The organism is Tenuifilum sp. 4138str (genome assembly GCF_041102575.1).
Taxonomy (GTDB): Bacteria; Bacteroidota; Bacteroidia; order Bacteroidales; family Tenuifilaceae; genus Tenuifilum; species Tenuifilum osseticum.
Map to the genome: position 1 here is coordinate 408,014 of NZ_JBGCUE010000001.1, position 19,323 is coordinate 427,336.

Sequence of the window (19,323 nt, forward strand, 5' to 3'; positions counted from 1 at the left end):
ACCTTAAAACTTATTATCAACCTTATTCTATCAGGGTTGATGGTTACTAAAATCGCTTGGAATTTTACATTTCTTTTCCTTTTTCGGTTTTCATTAAAACATTTCGTCCCATTTAGTGTTTACCTTTTACAACTAAAAAGTAAACGTTATGAAAATTTTAGGTATGATAATTCTGTTAGCTACAACACTTAGCACCACAAATGCACAAAATGTAAGTTTCCATAGTTTTGTGGTAACCGATATCGATGGCAACGAGTTTCCTCTCTCAAAGCTTAAGGGAAAAAAGGTAATGGTTGTTAATACTGCATCAAAATGTGGGTTTACACCACAGTACGAGGATTTACAAGCGCTTTACGATAAATACAAGGATAAAAACTTTATTATTATTGGATTTCCGGCCAATAATTTTATGGGGCAGGAACCTGGAACCAATCAGGAAATTAAGGAGTTTTGTACTACCCGTTTTAGTGTATCCTTCCCTATGATGGCAAAAATATCGGTTAAGGGGAACGACATCCATCCGCTGTACCAGTGGCTTACCCAAAAAAGTATGAATGGTGTAATGGATAGCGAGGTTAAATGGAATTTCCAGAAATACCTGATAGACGAAAATGGCAAACTTGTCGATGTGATACCACCAAAGGAAAAACCAAACAGCGAAAAGGTAATTAAATGGATTGAAGGGAATTAAGTAAAAAGGCCTCACTTACGAGGCCTTTTTCTTTTGTCTGTCCTTCTCTCGTTTATAATTTTTATTGGCAAGCTCCATAGTGGTTAGGTACCCTAAATCCACAACCTTTTCAAAAACTTCAGGGTTAAGGGTTTCTGGCTTATCAGTAGCTTGATGCAGATACTTATATCCACCACTGGTGTTGAAGTAAAGCGTAGGAATACCTGCTTCGTAAAAAGGTTGGGCATCGGCACCACCGCCACCAAATGTTTTGGGACTTAGTAGTTTGGTGTTTCTTTTATCTATCTTTTTGGCTTTTTTCCAAAGCTTCGGATAGCTCAACCTGCCACCAATGGCAATACTATCGCCTTGTCCAATACAGTCAAAGTTGAGCATGGCTACCACCTTATCGGCATTAAAGGGCATATTTGCAACAAAATGTTTTGATCCTTTTAGGCCGGATTCTTCTGACGAAAAGGCCACAAAAACAACTGAACGGAGGGGCTTCGTAGTTGATTTGTTTATTGCTTCGGCAATTGCAATTAACCCGGCAACGCCCGATGCATTATCATTTGCCCCAGGAAAGTAAAGCTTATCGCCCTGGTAGCCAACATGGTCAAGGTGCGCTCCCAGGATAATATATTCATGCTTAAGCTTAGGGTCAGAGCCTTCAATATAGCCCACAACATTAAAAGTCTTTTTTGCTTCCTGGTAAACGGCACGTACATTGATGTAAACTGATTTATCGGTTTCAACGGAGTGGGGGGCTTTATCGCGTTTTATCATTTCATAGTAATCGGCGGCTTTGTAGGGTAACTTGCTAAAAAGGCTATCGGTAAACCTACTGCCGGCATGTATCATTGTGAAATCAGCTAGATGTGGCTTAGGGCCACAGGCTATGCTCCCATATACCATGGTGTTTGGTGTCATGTGGGGTTCACCGATAAAGATTATGGCTTTAGCACCTAATTCTTTTGCTATTCGAGCCTTTCCCCGTGGCGATACATCGCCCCAACTACCGGAACTGGCTTGCCAGGGTGGGGTCGATTTGAATACTATAACAATTTTATTGCGGACATCAATACTTCGGTAATCGTTGTATTCATCATTTTTTATACCAAATCCGGCAAAAACAGTTTCACCTCGTACTTCCCCTGAACCGGTAAATCCCCTACATACAAAATCCTCTCCTAAATACATGGGTTGTGTAGGGCGATTGTTCTGATCTAAAAGAAATACTCTTGCATCCAGTATGTAGTTAACCTCTTCATCAAACTCCTGTAGCATGGTGTTCCCCAACAATGGATTTAAACCGGCATTTTTAAACCTTGTAGCAACGTAACGTGAGGCCTGCTCATACTCTACCGAACCAGGCAGCCGCCCTTTAAATCGCTCTGACGATAGGAATTTAACGGTGTTCATCAAATCCTTGCTGTCGATAGGGCTTTGCTGAATTTTTGTTTGGCTTATAGCCAAATTATTGGTTACCAAAATTCCAGCCAGAATAACATAACATTTCCACATCGCATTCATGGTTTTAGAGCCTAAATTTAGAAATTTTATGGTAATATTTTTATTTGCGTAAATTTGCAGTGCAATAGTAATATTTTCAAATGGCTCCCGACTTTCTTCAATCCGATTTATATCTGTATGGTGTTTTACCATTGCTCATCTTTTTTGCTCGAATATGCGATGTAACCATAGGGACATTGCGAATTATTTACGTTTCCAAGGGTCAACGCCGCATTGCTCCCATTTTAGGTTTTTTTGAGGTGTTTATTTGGATTGTCGCCATAAGCCAAATCATGAAAAACCTCAACAATTTTGCCTGTTACTTTGGCTATGCCGCTGGTTTTGCTACAGGCAACTATATTGGCATGCTGGTAGAGGAGCGATTGGCTATTGGAAAGGTATTGGTCAGGGTGTTTTCAACCGATAATGTAGCCGATCTTGTTCAGATCCTCAATGCCAGCGGATTCGGTGCAACTTCCTTTCAGGCTCACGGCGCACAGGGTGAGGTAAGTATTGTTTACTCCGTTATTAACCGGAAGAATCTCCCTGACGTTCAGAGTCTTCTTTTAAACTTTAACCCAAACCTTTTCTACGTGGTAGAGGATATAAGAAAGGTAAATAAGGGAATTTTTCAGGCAACAGTTAAACCAAAAATATCCATTTTTGAGCGTTGGCGCAAGGGGAAGTAGATTACCTTACCCTATGAGGCATCCCTTCCGGTGTTTCAATTGAAAACTCTACCATTCCTGCCACTCTACCGTTGCTGTACCAAGGAGTTTGGTGTATTAATTTATTAACTCCATTCTTTTCAATAGTATATGTGTTTGATTTTCCTGTGGCCATAAGTTCTTTGATTATACTTACCGAATTCTCGGAATGGCAGTCAAAAAGATTTTTTCCAATAAGTTCCTTTCCACCCCAGCGTTCAAAAACCTTTTGCGATTTTTCGTTCATGTAAAGAATAGTTCCTGCTGTATCGCAAATTGTTATGGCAAAGTCTACACTATTTGGCCAGCTTAATAAATCTGTATTCATTGAAGTGCTTTTTTTACAAGGCAAAGGTAATCTTAACCCGGGATTAGTCAATAGAAACACAATAAAACATTTAAACATTTTGTTTCTACTTGACTTCCCGACTTATCAAAATCTTTTATTTCGAGATACCGGAATAAATGTCGTTTAGTTATGGTTATTTGTCATGTTGCGCGCAAGCGAAAAATAACGCTGTCGTGCTGAGTCCCGATTTATAGGGATAGACTTCGCCGAAGCATCTCTTTACCTTTAATCCCTGTTGTTTTTTGTAAACCGCTCTTTGCCATGCTTTTCTGTTGCGATGCAACGCTTACTCCTTGTTCTTTGGAAAATGTATTGCGTGCATCGCTATGCATGTGGGAATAACCATGGTGTTACAAACATTACGCCCCTACGGGGCTGGAAGCGTTGTTCGTGAAACTATTGTCATGTTGAGCGCAAGCGAAACATCTCATGGGGTCGATTAGAGATCCTTCGCTACGCTCAGGATGACAAATGAAGTCATTCGTTTAAGTTACTCAATGTTCGTTGGTTCATGAAATTGACCTCACCCCCTCCCCTCTCCTGATAGGAGAGGGGAGAAGCATTTAGGAGACCTTATTGCAGGGCTAAAGTCTCCCCTCTCAGGGGAGATTTAGAGGGGTCATCTGGGTTGAATATGGGAAACGACCTCACTTTACCCATATTCCTGAGGGGGAATGGAGCGGAAGAAGCAAGCAGTGGCATAAAAGCCTGACCCGGCAATGGGTCGGGGGTGGAACGTGGCGGTGGGCTTAGCAAGCGATACCACATGAGTCACGCCACAGGCGTGGCGAATAGTATCGCGTGGCAGTTCCACCCGCGGGGCACCCATCGGGTCGGGCTTTTCAGCCTTGATTTTCTTTGGTTCTTTCTTGTATCAAGACAAGAAAGAACGTATAAATCGTTATTTGAGAAGTTTTTCCTTTGCGATGCAACGTTTTAGTTTTAAGCTTTGGAATTTCATTTCGTGCATCGCTATACATGTATGAGTAATCATGGTGTTACAAATATTACGCCCCTACGGGGCAGGAAGCGTTGTTCGTTGTTCGTGAATCATTGTTTGTAAATGCCACGTCATATACTCTGTGTAACACCGTGTTACACTGTGTAACTCTGTGATACTTGCTGTTGCTTATTTCATGAGACGGTTGTCATGCTGAGACTAGCCGGTGCATCACTTTGTACCTTCATTCACTTTTTTATTGAGATTTCTCGATACTGCCTATCCCGTATATCAGGACTAGACACCGGTTAACGTTTCACGGCTCACGGTTCACGTTTAACGGACCCAAACTTCCTCTAACTCCATCATATTCTGTCTATTCCGACTCATTCCGATTCATTCAGACTGATTCCTCTAAAATTAGCCCGGTTGAATTTGTTAATTCATGGTACTTAATGGAGATTGAGTTTATTGATAGAAACAAACGAGCGGCTCAAATTTTTTTTACTATCTTGCACGGAATAAAAAAACAATAGGTGAAAAAGGTAAATTCTTTACGTACACCCATTTACAGGGATTCAGGATTCTGGCTCAAGGACATCCCAACCATGAAAAAGGCGTTTGCCGATGAGGTAAACCACCCTGCTGACCCAGACCTATATATCTACTCCCGCTACCGTAATCCCACCGTTGTTCAAACTGAACAGGAACTTGCTAAAATCGAAGGTTCTGTTTGGGCTCTCCTAGCTCAATCAGGATTAGCAGCAATTGATATTGCCCTTTCCATTTTTCAGGTAAATGCTCAACCGGTGAAGTGGCTGTACTTCTCTGAAATTTACGGGGGTACTAATACCTTTATCGATAAGGTTTTAGTTGCGCGTCGCGGATTCAATATTGTCAGGTTTACACCAACCAACGATTCATACTCGCTCAGCCAGTTTGAAAGGTTGATGGAACAGCAAAGGCCTGATGTGGTGTTCCTTGAGGCTATTTCAAACCCCATGCTCATTGTTGCCGATGTGCCTGAAATAGTTAAGATTTCAAAGCGATTTGGGGCAAAGGTTATTGTCGATAACACATTTGCAACACCATACATCCTTAAACCGTTAGATTTTGGAGCCGATTTGGTTATCCATAGTGCAACCAAATACCTGGCAGGGCACGGCAACCTCTCAGCGGGAGTGGTTTGTGGTAACGATATCGATTTGCTTAAACAAGCAATTGAGTACCGCAAGCTGGTTGGCCATATGATTTCCCCTGACGATGCCTATCGGCTTAGCGATTACCTGAAATCGTTTCACTTACGTATTTCACAGCATTTTTCAAATGCACAGCGTATCGCAGAGTTTCTTTCAAAACACCCTGCGGTGGAAAAAGTTCTCTACCCATCAATGCCCTATCATCCAACAAACAACATTGCAAGCAAAATATTTCGCAAAGGGTATGGTGGAATTGTGACCTTTGACATTAAAGGCAATTCCTTTACCAATAAACAAGAGAATTGCAACTCTTTTATCCAGTTGGTTTCGCACAATATTCATCTCATTCCAACCCTTGGAGATGCTGACACGATACTGATGCCCGTAGAACCTGTGTGGGGCGACAGGTATCCTTTCCCTGGAATGGTAAGGTTGTCAATTGGCATTGAACCCCCTGAGAGCTTAATCAATGTGTTAAAAAATGCTCTGGACAAAATAAGTTGTTAACATGCTAACGATTGCAAAAAGTTAAAATATTTTAATGTTATATTAATAACAAGTATTTCGCTTATGATTATTTTATTGATTATTAGGTCAATGTGCTATAAAAACATTGATTTGATTGCTAATTTTTAGGTAAAATCATAACAATTGTCATATTTTTGCCTATAACCTAAACATTATTTTTGCCGTAACAGGTTGCAGATATTTGAACTAACATAATCACCGAAAACCCTAAAAACACATAATACAGGAGGAATAAGCTATGCAGAATAAGCTTCAAGAGTTAACTGAGAAGATATATCGCGAAGGTCTGGAAAAGGGACAGGCTGAAGCTAATCAGCTTGTGACCAAGGCTAAGGATGAGGCAGCACGTATAGTGGCCGATGCTAAAGCTGAAGCCGAAAGAATTATAGCCGCTGCCCGAAAGGAGGCCGACGATTACCGCAAAAATATCGATACCGAGGTTGCTCTTTCCGCCAAGCAGGTTATCAGCGGGGTCAAACAGCAAATAGTTTCCTTAATTGAAACCAAACTTTACGAAGCCCCACTGGTTGACGCCCTTAAGGATGCCGATTTTGTGAAAAAGGTAATTGAAACTGCTATCAACCGTTGGGAACCTAACTCAGCCGAGAGCGTTAGCCTGCGTGTACTTGTTCCCGAAGAAATGGCTAAAACCATTACCGACCATTTCACCACCAAAACCCATGCATTGCTCAATAAGGAGGTCGAAATTCAGGTTGATAGGGCTATAAAGTATGGTTTCCGCATTGGTCCAAAGGATGGTAGCTACGTGGTTAGCTTTACCGAAACCGATTTTGAGAACCTCTTTAAGGACTTCATGCGTCCAAAAATAGTTGCAATGCTTTTTGGAGGTAAGTAGAATGATGCGAAACTACTACTACCTGGTGGCTGGCCTCCCGGAACTGATTATGGATCAGGACCGAAAGGACTTCAGCGTAAACGCTTTGAAACAGGAAGTTAAGGAACAGGTTTCCTCTTCCGATTACCGCCTGGTAGAGTTCCTGCACTTGCCCTACGATAACGACAACTTTCTCAATAAGCTACTCAACCGTGGACTTGAGTTCAACGACTTGGGCTCCTACGAGAAATTTGTTTTTGATGAGCTCGATGAGAATATTCATCAGCTCCCACAATACATGCAGGATTTTTACTACCGCTTTACAGGCAAACAGCGCTCTGCCGATGATGCGGTTGACCAGGATGAGCAGCCAAGGGATATTTTTGAGGTAGAAAAACTTCCTGAGATTAGGTTCCTGGAATCTTTTTATAACCTTGCCCTTAGCCAAAACAACGATTTTATAAGGTACTGGTTCAGTTTTCAGCGCGATTTTAATAATGTGCTTACCGCGCTTAACTGTCGCAGGCTTGGGATCGATCCTGCAACTCAACTGGTTGGCAATAACTGGCTTACTGAGGTTCTGGCTAAAAGTCAGGCCGCTGATTTTGGCCTAAAGCGCGAAGTTGACTATATCGATAGGCTGATCCAGGCTACCGATATCACTGATGTTTTGGAGCGTGAGCGTAAGCTTGACCTTATTAAGTGGGACATGTCTGTTGAGTTTACTACTTGGGACTACTTTAATATCAACTTTATACTTGGTTTCTTTGTTCGTGCCGGTATTGTCCATCGTTGGCTAAAGCTCGATGCCAAGACCGGTGAGGAACTTTTCAAGAAACTTTTCGATGATCTTAAGTCATCCTACAATCTCTCCGAGAAATTTTAAAGCGATTATTAATTAACAATTAACATAATGAAAACTCAAGGAAAAGTAACCGGAATAATTTCGAACCTTGTGGTTGTTGAAGTCGATGGCCCGGTTGCCCAGAACGAGATTTGCTATATCAATCTCGCTGGCACAAAGCTTATGGCCGAGGTTATCAAGGTTATTGGGAAACTGGCTTACGTGCAGGTGTTCGAGAGCACTCGCGGCCTTAGAGTAGGAACTCCTGTTGAGTTCCAAGGGCACATGCTCGAAGTTACTCTTGGCCCTGGCCTCCTCTCCAAAAACTACGATGGGCTTCAGCACGACTTAGATAAAATGAAGGGCATTTTCCTTCAACGAGGCGATTATACTGACGCCCTCGATTTTGACTCGGAATGGGATTTTACTCCTCTTGTTGAGCCCGGTGCTCAGGTAAGCGCCGCCGATTGGCTTGGCGAGGTTCCTGAAAACTGGGTTAAGCACAAAATCATGGTGCCTTTCACCTTTACTGACAAATACACCGTAAAATCAATTGTTCCTGCTGGTAAGTATAAAGTATCCGATACCATTGCAGTGCTTGTTGATTCAAAGGGTGAAGAGCATAAGGTGACCATGTACCAAAAGTGGCCTGTAAAAAAAGCTATCACGGCATACAAGGAAAAACCCCGTCCATTCAAAATCCTTGAAACTGGAGTTAGGGTTATTGATACCCTTAACCCCATTGCCGAGGGTGGTACTGGATTTATTCCGGGGCCATTTGGTTGCGGAAAAACTGTGCTACAGCACGCCTTGGCTAAACAGGCTAATGCCGATATGATTATTATGGCAGCCTGCGGTGAGCGTGCCAATGAGGTGGTTGAGATTTTTACTGAGTTTCCTCACCTCGATGACCCCCGTACAGGTCGTAAGCTAATGGAACGTACTACCATAATTTGTAATACATCTAACATGCCGGTAGCAGCCCGTGAGGCATCGGTTTACACCGCAATGACTATTGCTGAGTACTACCGCTCCATGGGTTTAAAGGTTCTGCTTTTGGCCGACTCTACATCCCGTTGGGCTCAGGCTCTGCGTGAAATGAGTAACCGTCTTGAGGAACTTCCTGGTCCCGATGCTTTCCCAATGGACCTTCCGGCTGTAATTGCCAACTTCTACGCCCGTGCTGGTTTCGTTTACCTCAATAATGGCAGCACTGGTTCAGTTACTTTCATCGGTACCGTTTCGCCCGCTGGCGGTAACCTTAAGGAGCCTGTTACCGAATCAACCAAAAAGGCTGCCCGCTGTTTCTATGCGCTCTCGCAGCAACGCGCCGATAGTAAACGTTATCCAGCCATCGACCCAATGGATAGCTACTCTAAGTACCTTGAGTATCCTGAAATTCAGGAATTCCTGAATAAGAATGTCAACGAAACCTGGGTTGATATGGTAATGAAGGCAAAGAATATCATACAGCGAGGTAGGGAAGCCTTTGAACAAATCAACATCCTTGGTGACGATGGCGTTCCTCTCGACTATCACGATCGTTATTGGAAGGCCGAGATCATTGACTTTGTTGTATTGCAACAGGATGCTTTCGATAAAATTGATTGTAATACGCCATTGAAGCGCCAGCGATATATGCTTGAAAAGGTTATGCAGATATGTGATACTAACTTCCATTTCGATGGTTTTGAGCAATGCTCATCGTATTACAAACGCATTATCAACGCGCTTAAGCAAATGAACTACTCTGAGTTCCAGTCCGAAGAGTTCTATAACTACGAGAAGGAACTTGAAACAATTCTTAACGAAAGAAGGGTACAGTAATGGAAACTAAAGCATTTCAGAGAATATACACCCAGCTAACGGGTATCACAAAGGCAACCGTATCGCTTCGGGCCCAAGGTGTAGCTAACGAGGAATTAGCTATGGTTCACGGTCGGTTGGCTCAGGTTGTAAAAATTATGGGTGATATGGTTACCCTACAGGTGTTTAGCGGCACTGAGGGTATCCCTACCAATGCCGAGGTTGTTTTCTTTGGCGAACCCCCAAAACTTAAAGTAGGCGACGATTTGGCAGGGCGCTTTTTCGACGCCTATGGCCGTCCCATGTTTGGCGATTCGGAGATCGAGGGTGAACCCCGTGAGATTGGTGGCCCTTCGGTTAACCCCCTTCGCCGTAAACAACCCTCGGAGCTCATTGCTACCGGTATTGCAGGTATCGACCTAAACAATACTCTTGTTACCGGTCAAAAGATACCTTTCTTTGCTGACCCCGACCAGCCCTTTAACCAGGTTATGGCTATGGTAGCACTACGGGCTCAGGCCGATAAAATCATTCTTGGCGGCATGGGACTCTCAAACGACGACTTCCTTTTCTTCAAGAATGTGTTCGAAAATGCTGGTGCGCTCGACCGTATCATTAGCTTTGTTAATACTACTGAGCAGCCCCCTGTTGAACGCTTGCTTGTTCCCGATATGGCATTAACCGCAGCCGAGTACTTTGCGGTTGAGAAAAAGGAAAAGGTACTAGTTCTTCTAACCGATATGACCCTCTACGCCGATGCGTTGAGTATTGTATCGAACCGTATGGATCAAATCCCCTCAAAGGACTCCATGCCAGGATCGCTTTATTCTGACCTAGCAAAGATATACGAGAAAGCCGTTCAGTTCCCCGATGGCGGTTCAATCACCATTATTGCAGTAACCACACTATCGGGTGGCGATATTACGCATGCTATCCCCGATAACACTGGTTACATCACCGAGGGTCAGCTCTTCCTCCGTACCGATAGCGATACCGGTAAGGTTATCGTTGACCCGTTCCGAAGCCTCTCCCGTTTGAAACAGCTTGTTATTGGTAAGAAAACCCGCGAGGATCATCCTCAGGTTATGAACGCTGCAGTTCGTCTGTATGCCGATGCTGCAAATGCAAAAACCAAGCTGGAAAACGGCTTCGACCTTACTGAGTACGATGAGCGTGCCCTTAAGTTTGCCCACGACTATTCCGAAAAGTTGCTGGCAATTGATGTTAACGTAGAGGTTGATACCATGCTCAATACTGCATGGCAACTCTTTGCCAAGTATTTCTCTAAAACCGAAGTGGCCATTAAGAACGAACTGGTTGAGAAATACTGGCCTGCAAACTAATAATGTGCTAAAATCATGGCAATTAAGTTTCAGTTCAATAAAACATCGCTTAACGAGCTCAATAAGCAGCTTAAAATCCGCCAAAGAGCTTTGCCTACCCTAAAAAATAAGGAGTCGGCTTTGCGTATGGAGGTTAAGCGCGCTAAGAATAGGATGCAGGAACTCGAGGAACAACTGGCTAAACGCATCAAGGATTATGAGTATATGGTTAGCCTTTGGGGAGAGTTTGAGCGTAACCTGATTCAGATTGACGATGTTAGGCTTGGAACTATCAAAATTGCCGGGGTAAAAATACCTGTTCTACAAGAGGTAATTTTTAGTGTTAAAGAGTATAGCGTTTTTGCGCGCCCTTACTGGTATACCGATGGAGTAAAAATTCTAAAGGAGTTAGCCGAAATTGGTATTGAACGCGATTTCTACCACGAAAAAATGCGGCTCCTTGACCATGCGCGTAAGAAAACAACACAAAAGGTAAACCTTTACGAAAAGGTTCAAATTCCCGGCTATGAGAACGCCATTCGGAAGATTAAGCGATTCCTCGAGGATGAGGAAAACCTTTCGAAGTCGGCTATGAAGATAGTGAAGAAACGATACGAAAACGTGGAGGTTGAGTCATGATAACACCAATGTATAAGTACAACTTCCTGGTTTATCACCGCGATTTCGACGATTTCCTGCTTAAACTTCAGGATTTGGGTGTGGTTGATATTTCCATGGAAAACCGAAACGTTGACGAGGATGAAAAGGAGATTCTGGCCCGAATCAATAGGATAGTTACTGCTATCAAGTTCCTTGAAGGCCGAAAAGCTCCTGACGAAAAAATCACACTCAGCCTTTCAGCCGATGAAATTGTTTCGCGTGTTGAGTTGCTTCAACGTGAACGGGAGCAATTTGAAAATGCTATTAAAAAAGCCCAAAAGGAATTGGCAGAGGTTGAACCGTGGGGTAATTTCGATTTAAAGTTGCTTAACAGCCTTGCCGAAAAAGGTATTTCAATTCGATTTTTCATTGCACCCGAGAAAGTTTTTAATGAGGACTGGGTAAATGAGTATCCTATTGAAATAGTTAACCATACCAATGGACTATACTACTTTGTAATGGTTAATTATACAGGCGAGGCTATTTCGCCCGATGTTCAGGAGGTTCGAACACCGCAGTTCTCAGTTAAACAAAAAGATGAAGAAATCCATCGCTACCATAATCGTATCGATGAAATTAATTCTGAACTCGATTTTCTAGCTCTTTACATCGATTTGCTTAAAAAAGAGCAGATTGAACTTACCAATCAGCTCGATTTTAAGATGGTAAAGTCAAGCGCAATTGGCGAAGCCGGAAATACCATAATGGTGCTTGAGGGTTGGGTGCCTGAGGATTTGAATGAAAAGGTAAAAGAGGTTCTTGATGCCGAAAGTATTATCTACATTTCGTCTAAGGCCGATAAGAACGATAACGCGCCTATTCTCCTTCGAAACAGCAAATTCGCAAAGCTGTTTGAGCCCATAAGTAAACTTTTTGCCTTCCCAACCTATGCAGAATTGGACTTAACCCCATTCTTTGCACCATTCTTCATGCTCTTCTTTGGGTTCTGCTTTGGCGATGCGGGCTACGGTTTAATCTTTGTCTTAGGTGCCACAATCTATAAGTTTAAGGCAAAACCGGAATTTAAGCCAATACTAACATTGATACAACTATTAGGCTTGGCAACTGTTCTGTTTGGCGCCCTTACAGGAACTGTATTTGGTGCTAGCCTTGTTGAACTCGACATCCCTGCTCTTAAAAACTTTAAATCGTACTTTTTTGATCAGGATAAGATGTTTAAACTTTCGCTCATACTGGGTTTGGTGCAAATCGTATTTGGTATGTGCGTTAAGGCTGCAAACCTGTGGATACAGTATTCCTGGAAACATGCCATATCTACTATTAGCTGGGTGATACTTATTATCAGCATGCCAATCTTTTACTTCTTAGGACAAAATCCTGATAGTAGTTTGAAACTATTTGGTAATGTTCATTTAATCATTCTTGGTGTTGCTGGTGTTGGAATTATGTTTTTTAACTCACCCGGTAAAAACCCCCTATTCAACTTTGGATTAGGCCTTTGGGATACTTACAACATGGCTACTGGTCTTTTAGGCGATACCTTGTCATACATTCGTCTCTTTGCCCTTGGTTTGAGTAGCGGTATCCTGGGTGGCGTGTTTAATAGCCTTGCCTTTGGTATGGCCCCCGATACTCCGGTGCTAAAGCATATTGTTATTATTCTGATATTGTTTATTGGCCATTCCATTAACATTTTCATGTCTGCGTTAGGTTCACTTGTACATCCTATGCGTTTGACATTTGTTGAGTTTTATAAGAATGCAGGCTTTACCGGTGGTGGGAGGGGATATAATCCTTTCCGTAAGAATACGGCTGAAGCCCAATAAGTTTGAAATCGATTTATAATTTAAATAACCTAATAAATTTTAAACTATGGAACCAATCATTTTTGCTTACTTAGGAATTGGGATAATGATTATCCTTTCCGGTGTTGGAAGTGCTTATGGTGTTACCATTGCTGGTAACGCATCGGTTGGCGCTTTGAAAAAGGAACCTGGTGCATTTGGTAACTTCCTTGTTCTTAGCGCGCTTGCAGGAACACAGGGCCTTTATGGTTTTACCGGTTACTTTATGCTTAAAAATTTTCTTGTTCCTGAAATCACTTGGGCTCAAGCTGCTGCAATCTTTGGTGCAGGTTTGGCTATGGGATTTGTGGGACTTTTTTCAGCACTTCGCCAGGGACAGGTTTGTGCTAACGGTATTACTGCCATTGGTAATGGGCACAAGGTGTTTGTAAATACCCTTATCCTTGCTGTATTCCCAGAGCTTTATGCAATTATCTCCTTGGCTGCTGTATTCCTAATCAGCACCTCATTGTAGTTGAAATTCTTCACTTATCTAATAGGCGGCTTCCTTTTGGGTGGCCGCTTTTTACTTTGGGTAAAAAGGGATTTACTTTCGTTCTTATACCAAAAGAAATAGCTTTGCTGTTTGCGTTTCTCTTCAACGCTTCGGGCTACGTAAACCTTTTCGCCAGTATAGGGATTAATGCCTGTATAGTAAATTGTTGATGCAAGGGTCATGGGAGTGGGCGTGAAGTCCTGAACCTGTTCAAGCTTGAAGTTTAGCTTACGGGTTTCTTCGGCTAACTGCTTCATGTCTTGTTCTGTTGACCCAGGATGGCTCGATATAAAGTATGGAATTAATTGCTGTTTTTGGCCAAATTTTTCGTTCAAAGTATCAAACCACTGCTTAAGCTGCTTAAACAGCTCAAAAGTTGGCTTTCGCATTATTTTTAGTACTTTTTCCGATGTATGTTCGGGTGCCACCTTTAACCGCCCCGATACATGATGTAGAAATAGGTTTTCAAAATATTCCCGCTCGGCTTTACTATCCTTCCGGGTTATAAATAAATCGTAGCGTACCCCGCTGCCCACAAACGCTTTTTTTATTCCTTTTACCTTACGGACTTTATTGTATAGGTTGTTAATATGCTCATGGCTCGAATTTAGATTTTTACAGATATTCGGGTAGATACACGAAGGCCGTTTGCATTTGGTACAAATGCTTAAATCCTTTGGAACCATTCCATACATATTCGCCGATGGCCCACCCAGGTCACTGAGGTAGCCTGCAAAACCAGGGATTTTTTTTATTTTTTCAATCTCTTTCAGGATAGATTGCTCTGAACGCGACGAAATAAAACGTCCCTGATGGGCCGATATTGTACAAAAACTACACCCTCCAAAACACCCCCGATGTATGTTTACTGAGAATTTAATCATCTCCCACGCAGGAATGGTTTTCCCTTTGTATCGCGGATGGGGTAATCGGGTATAAGGTAAATCATACCATCTATCAATTTCATGGATTGTGGCAGGATTAAAGGGCGGATTTACTACTACACACTTATCCTCTATGGGTTCTATAAGAATTTTACTGTTTATCCTGTTCGATTCCTGCTCAATTAGCTTAAAGTTATTGGCAAATTTGAGTTTGTCGGTTATACACTCCTCGTATGAACTTAGTATTATAATATCCTCACCACGTTTATACTTATCAATATTGTGGTCAATGTAAGCAATTTGTGGTATCCCGCGTAGCGATTCAATTGCCATACCTTGGTCAAGCTTTTTAGCAATCTCAATAATGGCTTTTTCACCCATTCCATAAACCAGTATATCGGCTTCGCTATCAACTAAAATACTTGGTTTGAGGGTATCCGACCAGTAATCATAATGAGTTAATCTACGTAGCGAAGCCTCTACACCACCAATAATCAAAGGGGTGTTCGCATATAGTTTTTTGATTATTTGGGAGTATACAACTGTGGCATAATCGGGTCTAAAACCTGCTTTACCATCTGGGGTATAGGCATCATCGCTCCTTAATCTTTTAGCGGCCGTATAGTGGTTTACCATGGAGTCCATATTGCCGGCAGTAACGGCAAAGAAAAGCCTTGGCTCTCCCAGTTTTTTAAAGTCACGCAGGTCGTCGCGCCAGTTGGGTTGGGGTACAATAGCAACCTTAAACCCTTCGCTTTCCAGTACTCGTCCAATAACAGCAGCGCCAAATGCAGGATGATCAACATAGGCATCACCTGTAAATATTATGATATCGGGCTGTTCCCAGCCCAATGCTTTTATTTCTTTTACCGATGTGGGCAAAAATCCCATTTTATGTTGATTTGTTTATATGAAGCAAACTACTATCGCCATAGCTTAGGAACCTAAAATTGTTGTCTAAGGCAAATTGGTATATTTTTTTCCAATCGTTGCCAACTGCAGCAGCAACAAGTAAAAGAAGGGTAGAGCGTGGTTGGTGAAAATTGGTTATTAGGGCATCGCAGGTTTTTATTTCATAACCGGGAGCAATAATAATTTGTGTTGAAGCCGATAAAGTCCCAATGCCATTGCTTGCCATATATTCGTAAAGTGCCTTGAAGGCTTCTCCAACGTCTATTCTGAAATCAAGCTCATATGGTTCCCATTGCGAAATGTTAAAGTTCTCATTTACCTTGCCAAGTTTTAACTTAACCCCAAGCCAATATAACGATTCCAGGGTTCTTAAGGTAGTTGTTCCTACGCATACAACCGGCTCGCTATTTTGGTATAGTCTTTTTACTAGTTCTAGACTAACAAAAAAGTGCTCGGTATGCATCTCGTGATCCTCAATGGTATCGGATGTTACAGGTTTAAAAGTGCCTGCACCTACGTGTAGGGTTATGTAGTGGGGTTTAACATGAATATTACTTAAACTTTCAAAAACCTTTGGTGTAAAGTGAAGACCGGCTGTTGGCGCTGCTACCGATCCTTCGGGCTCTGCATATATGGTCTGGTAACGATAGCCGTCAATATCTTCGCTTTCACGGTTTAGGTATGGGGGAATGGGCATTGTGCCACATTTTTCCACAATATCGGCAAATGACATAGAACTGTTGTTCCACGAAAACTCAACTTCTACGCCTTCGCTAAGCCTTTTTAGCTGTTTTGCCACAAGCCTTCCTCCAGTGCCTTCTATTTCCATTTGAAGTTCGCCTTGCTTCCAACGCTTAAGGTTACCCACAATGCATTTCCATACCACCTTTTTCTTACTTGAGAACGAAAGAGCATAATCACTTGGCTCAATAGGTTCAATTAGAAATACTTCAATTGTTGCCCCGCTTTCCTTTTTAAACCTTAACCTTGCTCTAACCACCTTAGTATTGTTCAGTATAAGTAAGCTTTTAGGGGTAATATATTGGTCAATATTACGAAACGTATCATTTGTTATTTCACCGTTCTGGTAAATAAGAAGTTTAGAGCAGTCCCTCTCAGCAAGAGGATGTTTGGCTATCCTTGAATCGGGCAACTCATAATCATAGTCAGTAATACTTATTTTCTTAACTTTCATATCCCTTTTTTGACTCTAAGGCCACAAAATTAGTTATTTTTGTGGGTTAAAAAGATTTGTGAGTAATTCTGAGGAGCTTTATTATGAATGTAGCTGTAGGATGTAAGGTTCGTTTTTTAAACGATGTTGGAGGGGGTGAGGTTATTCGAATCATCGATAAGCGAACGGCTTTGGTCAAAACTTTCGATGGTTTTGAGATGCCAGCTCTTTTATCTGAGCTGGTAGTGGTTGAACCGGCTGCCGATGAACTCCTGCAGAAAAAAACAGTTCAGGAAAAGGAAACGGCTGAAGCAAATCGCAAGAAAAAGCCAAAGTCCGAAGTTGAATATTTAACTGATGACTCACCAGAGGTCGCTGATAGTTCAGGTGATGAACTCTCGTTGGATATAGCTTTTGTTCCTAGTAATATATCCAACCTACAGCAATCCACTTTCGATATGTATTTGGTTAACGATAGCACCTATAGGGTATTCTATGTACTTTCAAATGTGATTGACGATAATCATACCCCAATTAGCTCAGGCATACTTCAGCCCGATACAAAGGTATTGGTTAAAAGGCTAACCCCCGAAGATGTAAGTAAACTGATTATAATGAACCTACAAGCAATATACCATAAGAACATCCCATATAAGCCATTTCAGCCAGAATTCTACGATATTGAGCTTGACCCTATAAAACTATACAAAAGGGGCAATTTTAAACGCAATGATTTTTTTGATATCGACGCATACATAATTTCCATTGCAAGCACTAAGCGCGAGGCTTTTATTCGTCACTTAACCGATAAGGCAATAGTGGAGGCAATAAAACAAAAAGAAAAACCAGCTCCAGTAAAAGAGGTTAAGAAACCTAATATTGAAACTGAAGAGGTTGATCTTCACATTCATGAGCTTATAGACAATTGGAAGGATTTATCACCAGGCGAAATCTTGAAAATTCAGCTTGCTCGTTTCGAAACCGCACTTGAGGGAGGCATTAAAAGCACAACTACAAAACGTATGGTTTTTATTCACGGAGTAGGCAATGGGAAGCTAAAGTACGAAATAACCAAGCTGTTAAGCAGCAAATACCCAAAGCTAAGGTATCAGGATGCCTCTTTTAAAGAATATGGCTTTGGTGCAACCATGGTATTTCTTAAGTAGTATAAAGGGAAAAGAGTTATTTGAAACAATAAAATAGGCAAGCAGATAGCCGTCCTATCGCGCCGTGCAATACCGGTGAGGAAAGTCCGGGCAGCGCAGGGCACCATACTTCCTAACCGGAAGATGTCCGCGAGGGCATAGCATTGCAACAGAAAATAACCGCCATGCCTATGGCATGGTAAGGGTGAAAAGGTGAGGTAAGAGCTCACCGGGTTCCATAGCGATATGGAATGCCGTGCACCTTATGGGCTGCAAGACCATGTATACTCCGACTTCTTACGAAACAGGGCTGCCCGTTCTGTTCCCGCTTGTCGGGTGTCGGAGGGGGTAGGTCGCTTGAGGTTGTGGGTGACTACAATCCCAGATAAATGATAGGAGCGTTTTTAACGCACAGAACCCGGCTTACAGGTTATCTGCTTGCCTTTATTATTTTAATATGCTATTAATTATGTTAAGTTTTTTCATTTTTTTCATAGAAGGAAATTGAAGAAGGGAATATCTAATAGATACTTTTACTATAATCCTGTAATGACCAAACTAGAATAAATGCAACAAAATTAATTATGACACATATAGGTTTACATATGTAAACACAGATGCTTTCGGAAAAGCAACACATTAAAAAGATAATCGAGATTAATGATTGATACATCATATATATATTAACATATTATTTATAGAACTGTATATCAATTTAATATATGTTTTATCTTATTTATTTATTTAAAATATATTGATCTATGCACAAATATTGGTATAAATATTAGTTAAAAATTATATATATACTATTCTATATCAGTCATAAACAGTATTTTATTTAAGTAGATGTTTTAAACCATAATGTTAGTTGGTTTACTACCAGTCATTTTTTTTCATAAACGTAATAGCAAGAGGAGTGTTGACATATTCGGTAATCAGCAATACCTGTAAGATTAACTATTACTAAGCAATATAAACCAAATCATTAATACATAGTAGGGTAGAAATTCTGACTTTTACGTTTGATGGTTACTTAATTACATACATTAAGGGTTAGGAAATCGGTTTGAATTTGTCGATTTCGGCGATAATAAATTATGAAGGGTCTTTGTGCTTTAAGATCAATATGAATTACCCATAATTACATAACACTCAGTTCTATTCGTTAATTTTAATTATCCGGTTGACAGCAAAATTTTTGTTCACAGGATCAATCTTGTTTCATCTTTAATATCGATGCCTAATGGTATGTCCTGGATATTGTTTAATGCGAAATCGTTTCCTTGTAAACGACTTAAATTTGATGTTTAATTTAAAGGCATGCTTAACCTACGGTTGAAAACCCCTTTATGGGGATTAACTAAATTGAAAACATGGCCATGACTAGAAGTTGATAACGTTCATCCACCTCCTTTTAAGATTAATTTGGTTCGCTCTAGGGTTGTTTTACCAAAATTCAACTAAACCACTATGGATTGAAAATCCATAGGTTTTATTAAACGGGAAAGAATGAAATTCTTTAATCTTTTTCTAAA

The 19,323-nt window shown here is 41.4% G+C and carries 16 protein-coding genes and 1 other RNA gene; 12 read left to right on the forward strand and 5 right to left on the reverse strand.

The window, feature by feature from the left end:
* Positions 1-148 precede the first annotated feature (148 nt).
* Positions 149-691: a glutathione peroxidase gene (locus AB6811_RS01755; protein ID WP_369488485.1), complete on the forward strand. Its 543-nt coding sequence runs from the start codon at positions 149-151 to the stop codon at positions 689-691.
* Between the two features lie 15 nt (positions 692-706).
* Here the strand turns inward: AB6811_RS01755 and AB6811_RS01760 are convergent, their stop codons facing one another.
* Positions 707-2,203, reverse strand: a complete 1,497-nt coding sequence (locus tag AB6811_RS01760; protein WP_369488486.1) for a M20/M25/M40 family metallo-hydrolase — start codon at positions 2,201-2,203, stop codon at positions 707-709.
* Between the two features lie 80 nt (positions 2,204-2,283).
* Between AB6811_RS01760 and AB6811_RS01765 the strand changes: the two genes are divergently transcribed.
* The gene (locus AB6811_RS01765) at positions 2,284-2,871 is read left to right on the forward strand and encodes a DUF2179 domain-containing protein (protein WP_369488488.1); all 588 of its coding nucleotides are present in this window, start codon (positions 2,284-2,286) and stop codon (positions 2,869-2,871) included.
* Between the two features lies 1 nt (position 2,872).
* Here AB6811_RS01765 and AB6811_RS01770 read toward each other — a convergent pair whose 3' ends face one another.
* Entirely contained in the window at positions 2,873-3,217 is a 345-nt protein-coding gene (locus AB6811_RS01770) for a PAS domain-containing protein (protein ID WP_369488489.1), read from the reverse strand.
* Between the two features lie 673 nt (positions 3,218-3,890).
* On the reverse strand, positions 3,891-4,067 hold the full coding sequence (locus AB6811_RS01775; RefSeq protein WP_369488490.1) for a hypothetical protein: 177 nt from the start codon (positions 4,065-4,067) through the stop codon (positions 3,891-3,893).
* A 647-nt stretch (positions 4,068-4,714) separates the two neighbouring features.
* On the opposite strand from AB6811_RS01775, the gene AB6811_RS01780 reads away from it, so the two are divergent.
* The 8 genes from AB6811_RS01780 to AB6811_RS01815 all read left to right on the forward strand — a co-directional run bounded on the left by AB6811_RS01780 (position 4,715) and on the right by AB6811_RS01815 (position 13,652).
* Positions 4,715-5,884 (forward strand): aminotransferase class V-fold PLP-dependent enzyme, encoded by a 1,170-nt coding sequence (locus tag AB6811_RS01780; RefSeq protein ID WP_369488491.1) that lies wholly within the window; start codon positions 4,715-4,717, stop codon positions 5,882-5,884.
* Between the two features lie 259 nt (positions 5,885-6,143).
* Complete coding sequence (locus tag AB6811_RS01785; RefSeq protein ID WP_369488492.1) at positions 6,144-6,761, forward strand: hypothetical protein; 618 nt, start codon at positions 6,144-6,146, stop codon at positions 6,759-6,761.
* A 1-nt stretch (position 6,762) separates the two neighbouring features.
* Positions 6,763-7,626, forward strand: a complete 864-nt coding sequence (locus AB6811_RS01790; RefSeq protein ID WP_369488493.1) for a DUF2764 family protein — start codon at positions 6,763-6,765, stop codon at positions 7,624-7,626.
* Positions 7,627-7,653: 27 nt separating this feature from the next.
* Positions 7,654-9,411 carry a V-type ATP synthase subunit A gene (locus AB6811_RS01795; protein WP_369488494.1) on the forward strand — a complete coding sequence of 586 codons (1,758 nt, stop codon included), beginning with the start codon at positions 7,654-7,656 and terminating at the stop codon, positions 9,409-9,411.
* Complete coding sequence (locus AB6811_RS01800) at positions 9,411-10,733, forward strand: V-type ATP synthase subunit B (protein WP_369488495.1); 1,323 nt, start codon at positions 9,411-9,413, stop codon at positions 10,731-10,733. The genes AB6811_RS01795 and AB6811_RS01800 overlap by 1 nt, the downstream gene beginning before the upstream one ends.
* A 15-nt stretch (positions 10,734-10,748) precedes the next feature.
* Positions 10,749-11,351, forward strand: coding sequence for a V-type ATP synthase subunit D (locus AB6811_RS01805; RefSeq protein WP_369488496.1), 603 nt, complete (start codon positions 10,749-10,751; stop codon positions 11,349-11,351).
* Positions 11,348-13,159 carry a V-type ATP synthase subunit I gene (locus AB6811_RS01810; RefSeq protein WP_369488497.1) on the forward strand — a complete coding sequence of 604 codons (1,812 nt, stop codon included), beginning with the start codon at positions 11,348-11,350 and terminating at the stop codon, positions 13,157-13,159. The genes AB6811_RS01805 and AB6811_RS01810 overlap by 4 nt, the downstream gene beginning before the upstream one ends.
* A 46-nt stretch (positions 13,160-13,205) precedes the next feature.
* Positions 13,206-13,652, forward strand: coding sequence for an ATP synthase subunit C-like protein (locus AB6811_RS01815; RefSeq protein ID WP_369488498.1), 447 nt, complete (start codon positions 13,206-13,208; stop codon positions 13,650-13,652).
* A 14-nt stretch (positions 13,653-13,666) separates the two neighbouring features.
* Here the strand turns inward: AB6811_RS01815 and AB6811_RS01820 are convergent, their stop codons facing one another.
* Positions 13,667-15,448, reverse strand: coding sequence for a YgiQ family radical SAM protein (locus tag AB6811_RS01820; protein WP_369488499.1), 1,782 nt, complete (start codon positions 15,446-15,448; stop codon positions 13,667-13,669).
* A gap of 1 nt (position 15,449) precedes the next feature.
* Positions 15,450-16,664 carry an S-adenosylmethionine:tRNA ribosyltransferase-isomerase gene (locus AB6811_RS01825; RefSeq protein WP_369488500.1) on the reverse strand — a complete coding sequence of 405 codons (1,215 nt, stop codon included), beginning with the start codon at positions 16,662-16,664 and terminating at the stop codon, positions 15,450-15,452.
* A gap of 83 nt (positions 16,665-16,747) precedes the next feature.
* On the opposite strand from AB6811_RS01825, the gene AB6811_RS01830 reads away from it, so the two are divergent.
* Positions 16,748-17,809, forward strand: a complete 1,062-nt coding sequence (locus AB6811_RS01830; protein WP_369488501.1) for a Smr/MutS family protein — start codon at positions 16,748-16,750, stop codon at positions 17,807-17,809.
* A gap of 41 nt (positions 17,810-17,850) precedes the next feature.
* Positions 17,851-18,230: RNase P RNA component class A (gene rnpB, locus AB6811_RS01835), an RNA gene on the forward strand.
* Positions 18,231-19,323: the final 1,093 nt, after the last annotated feature.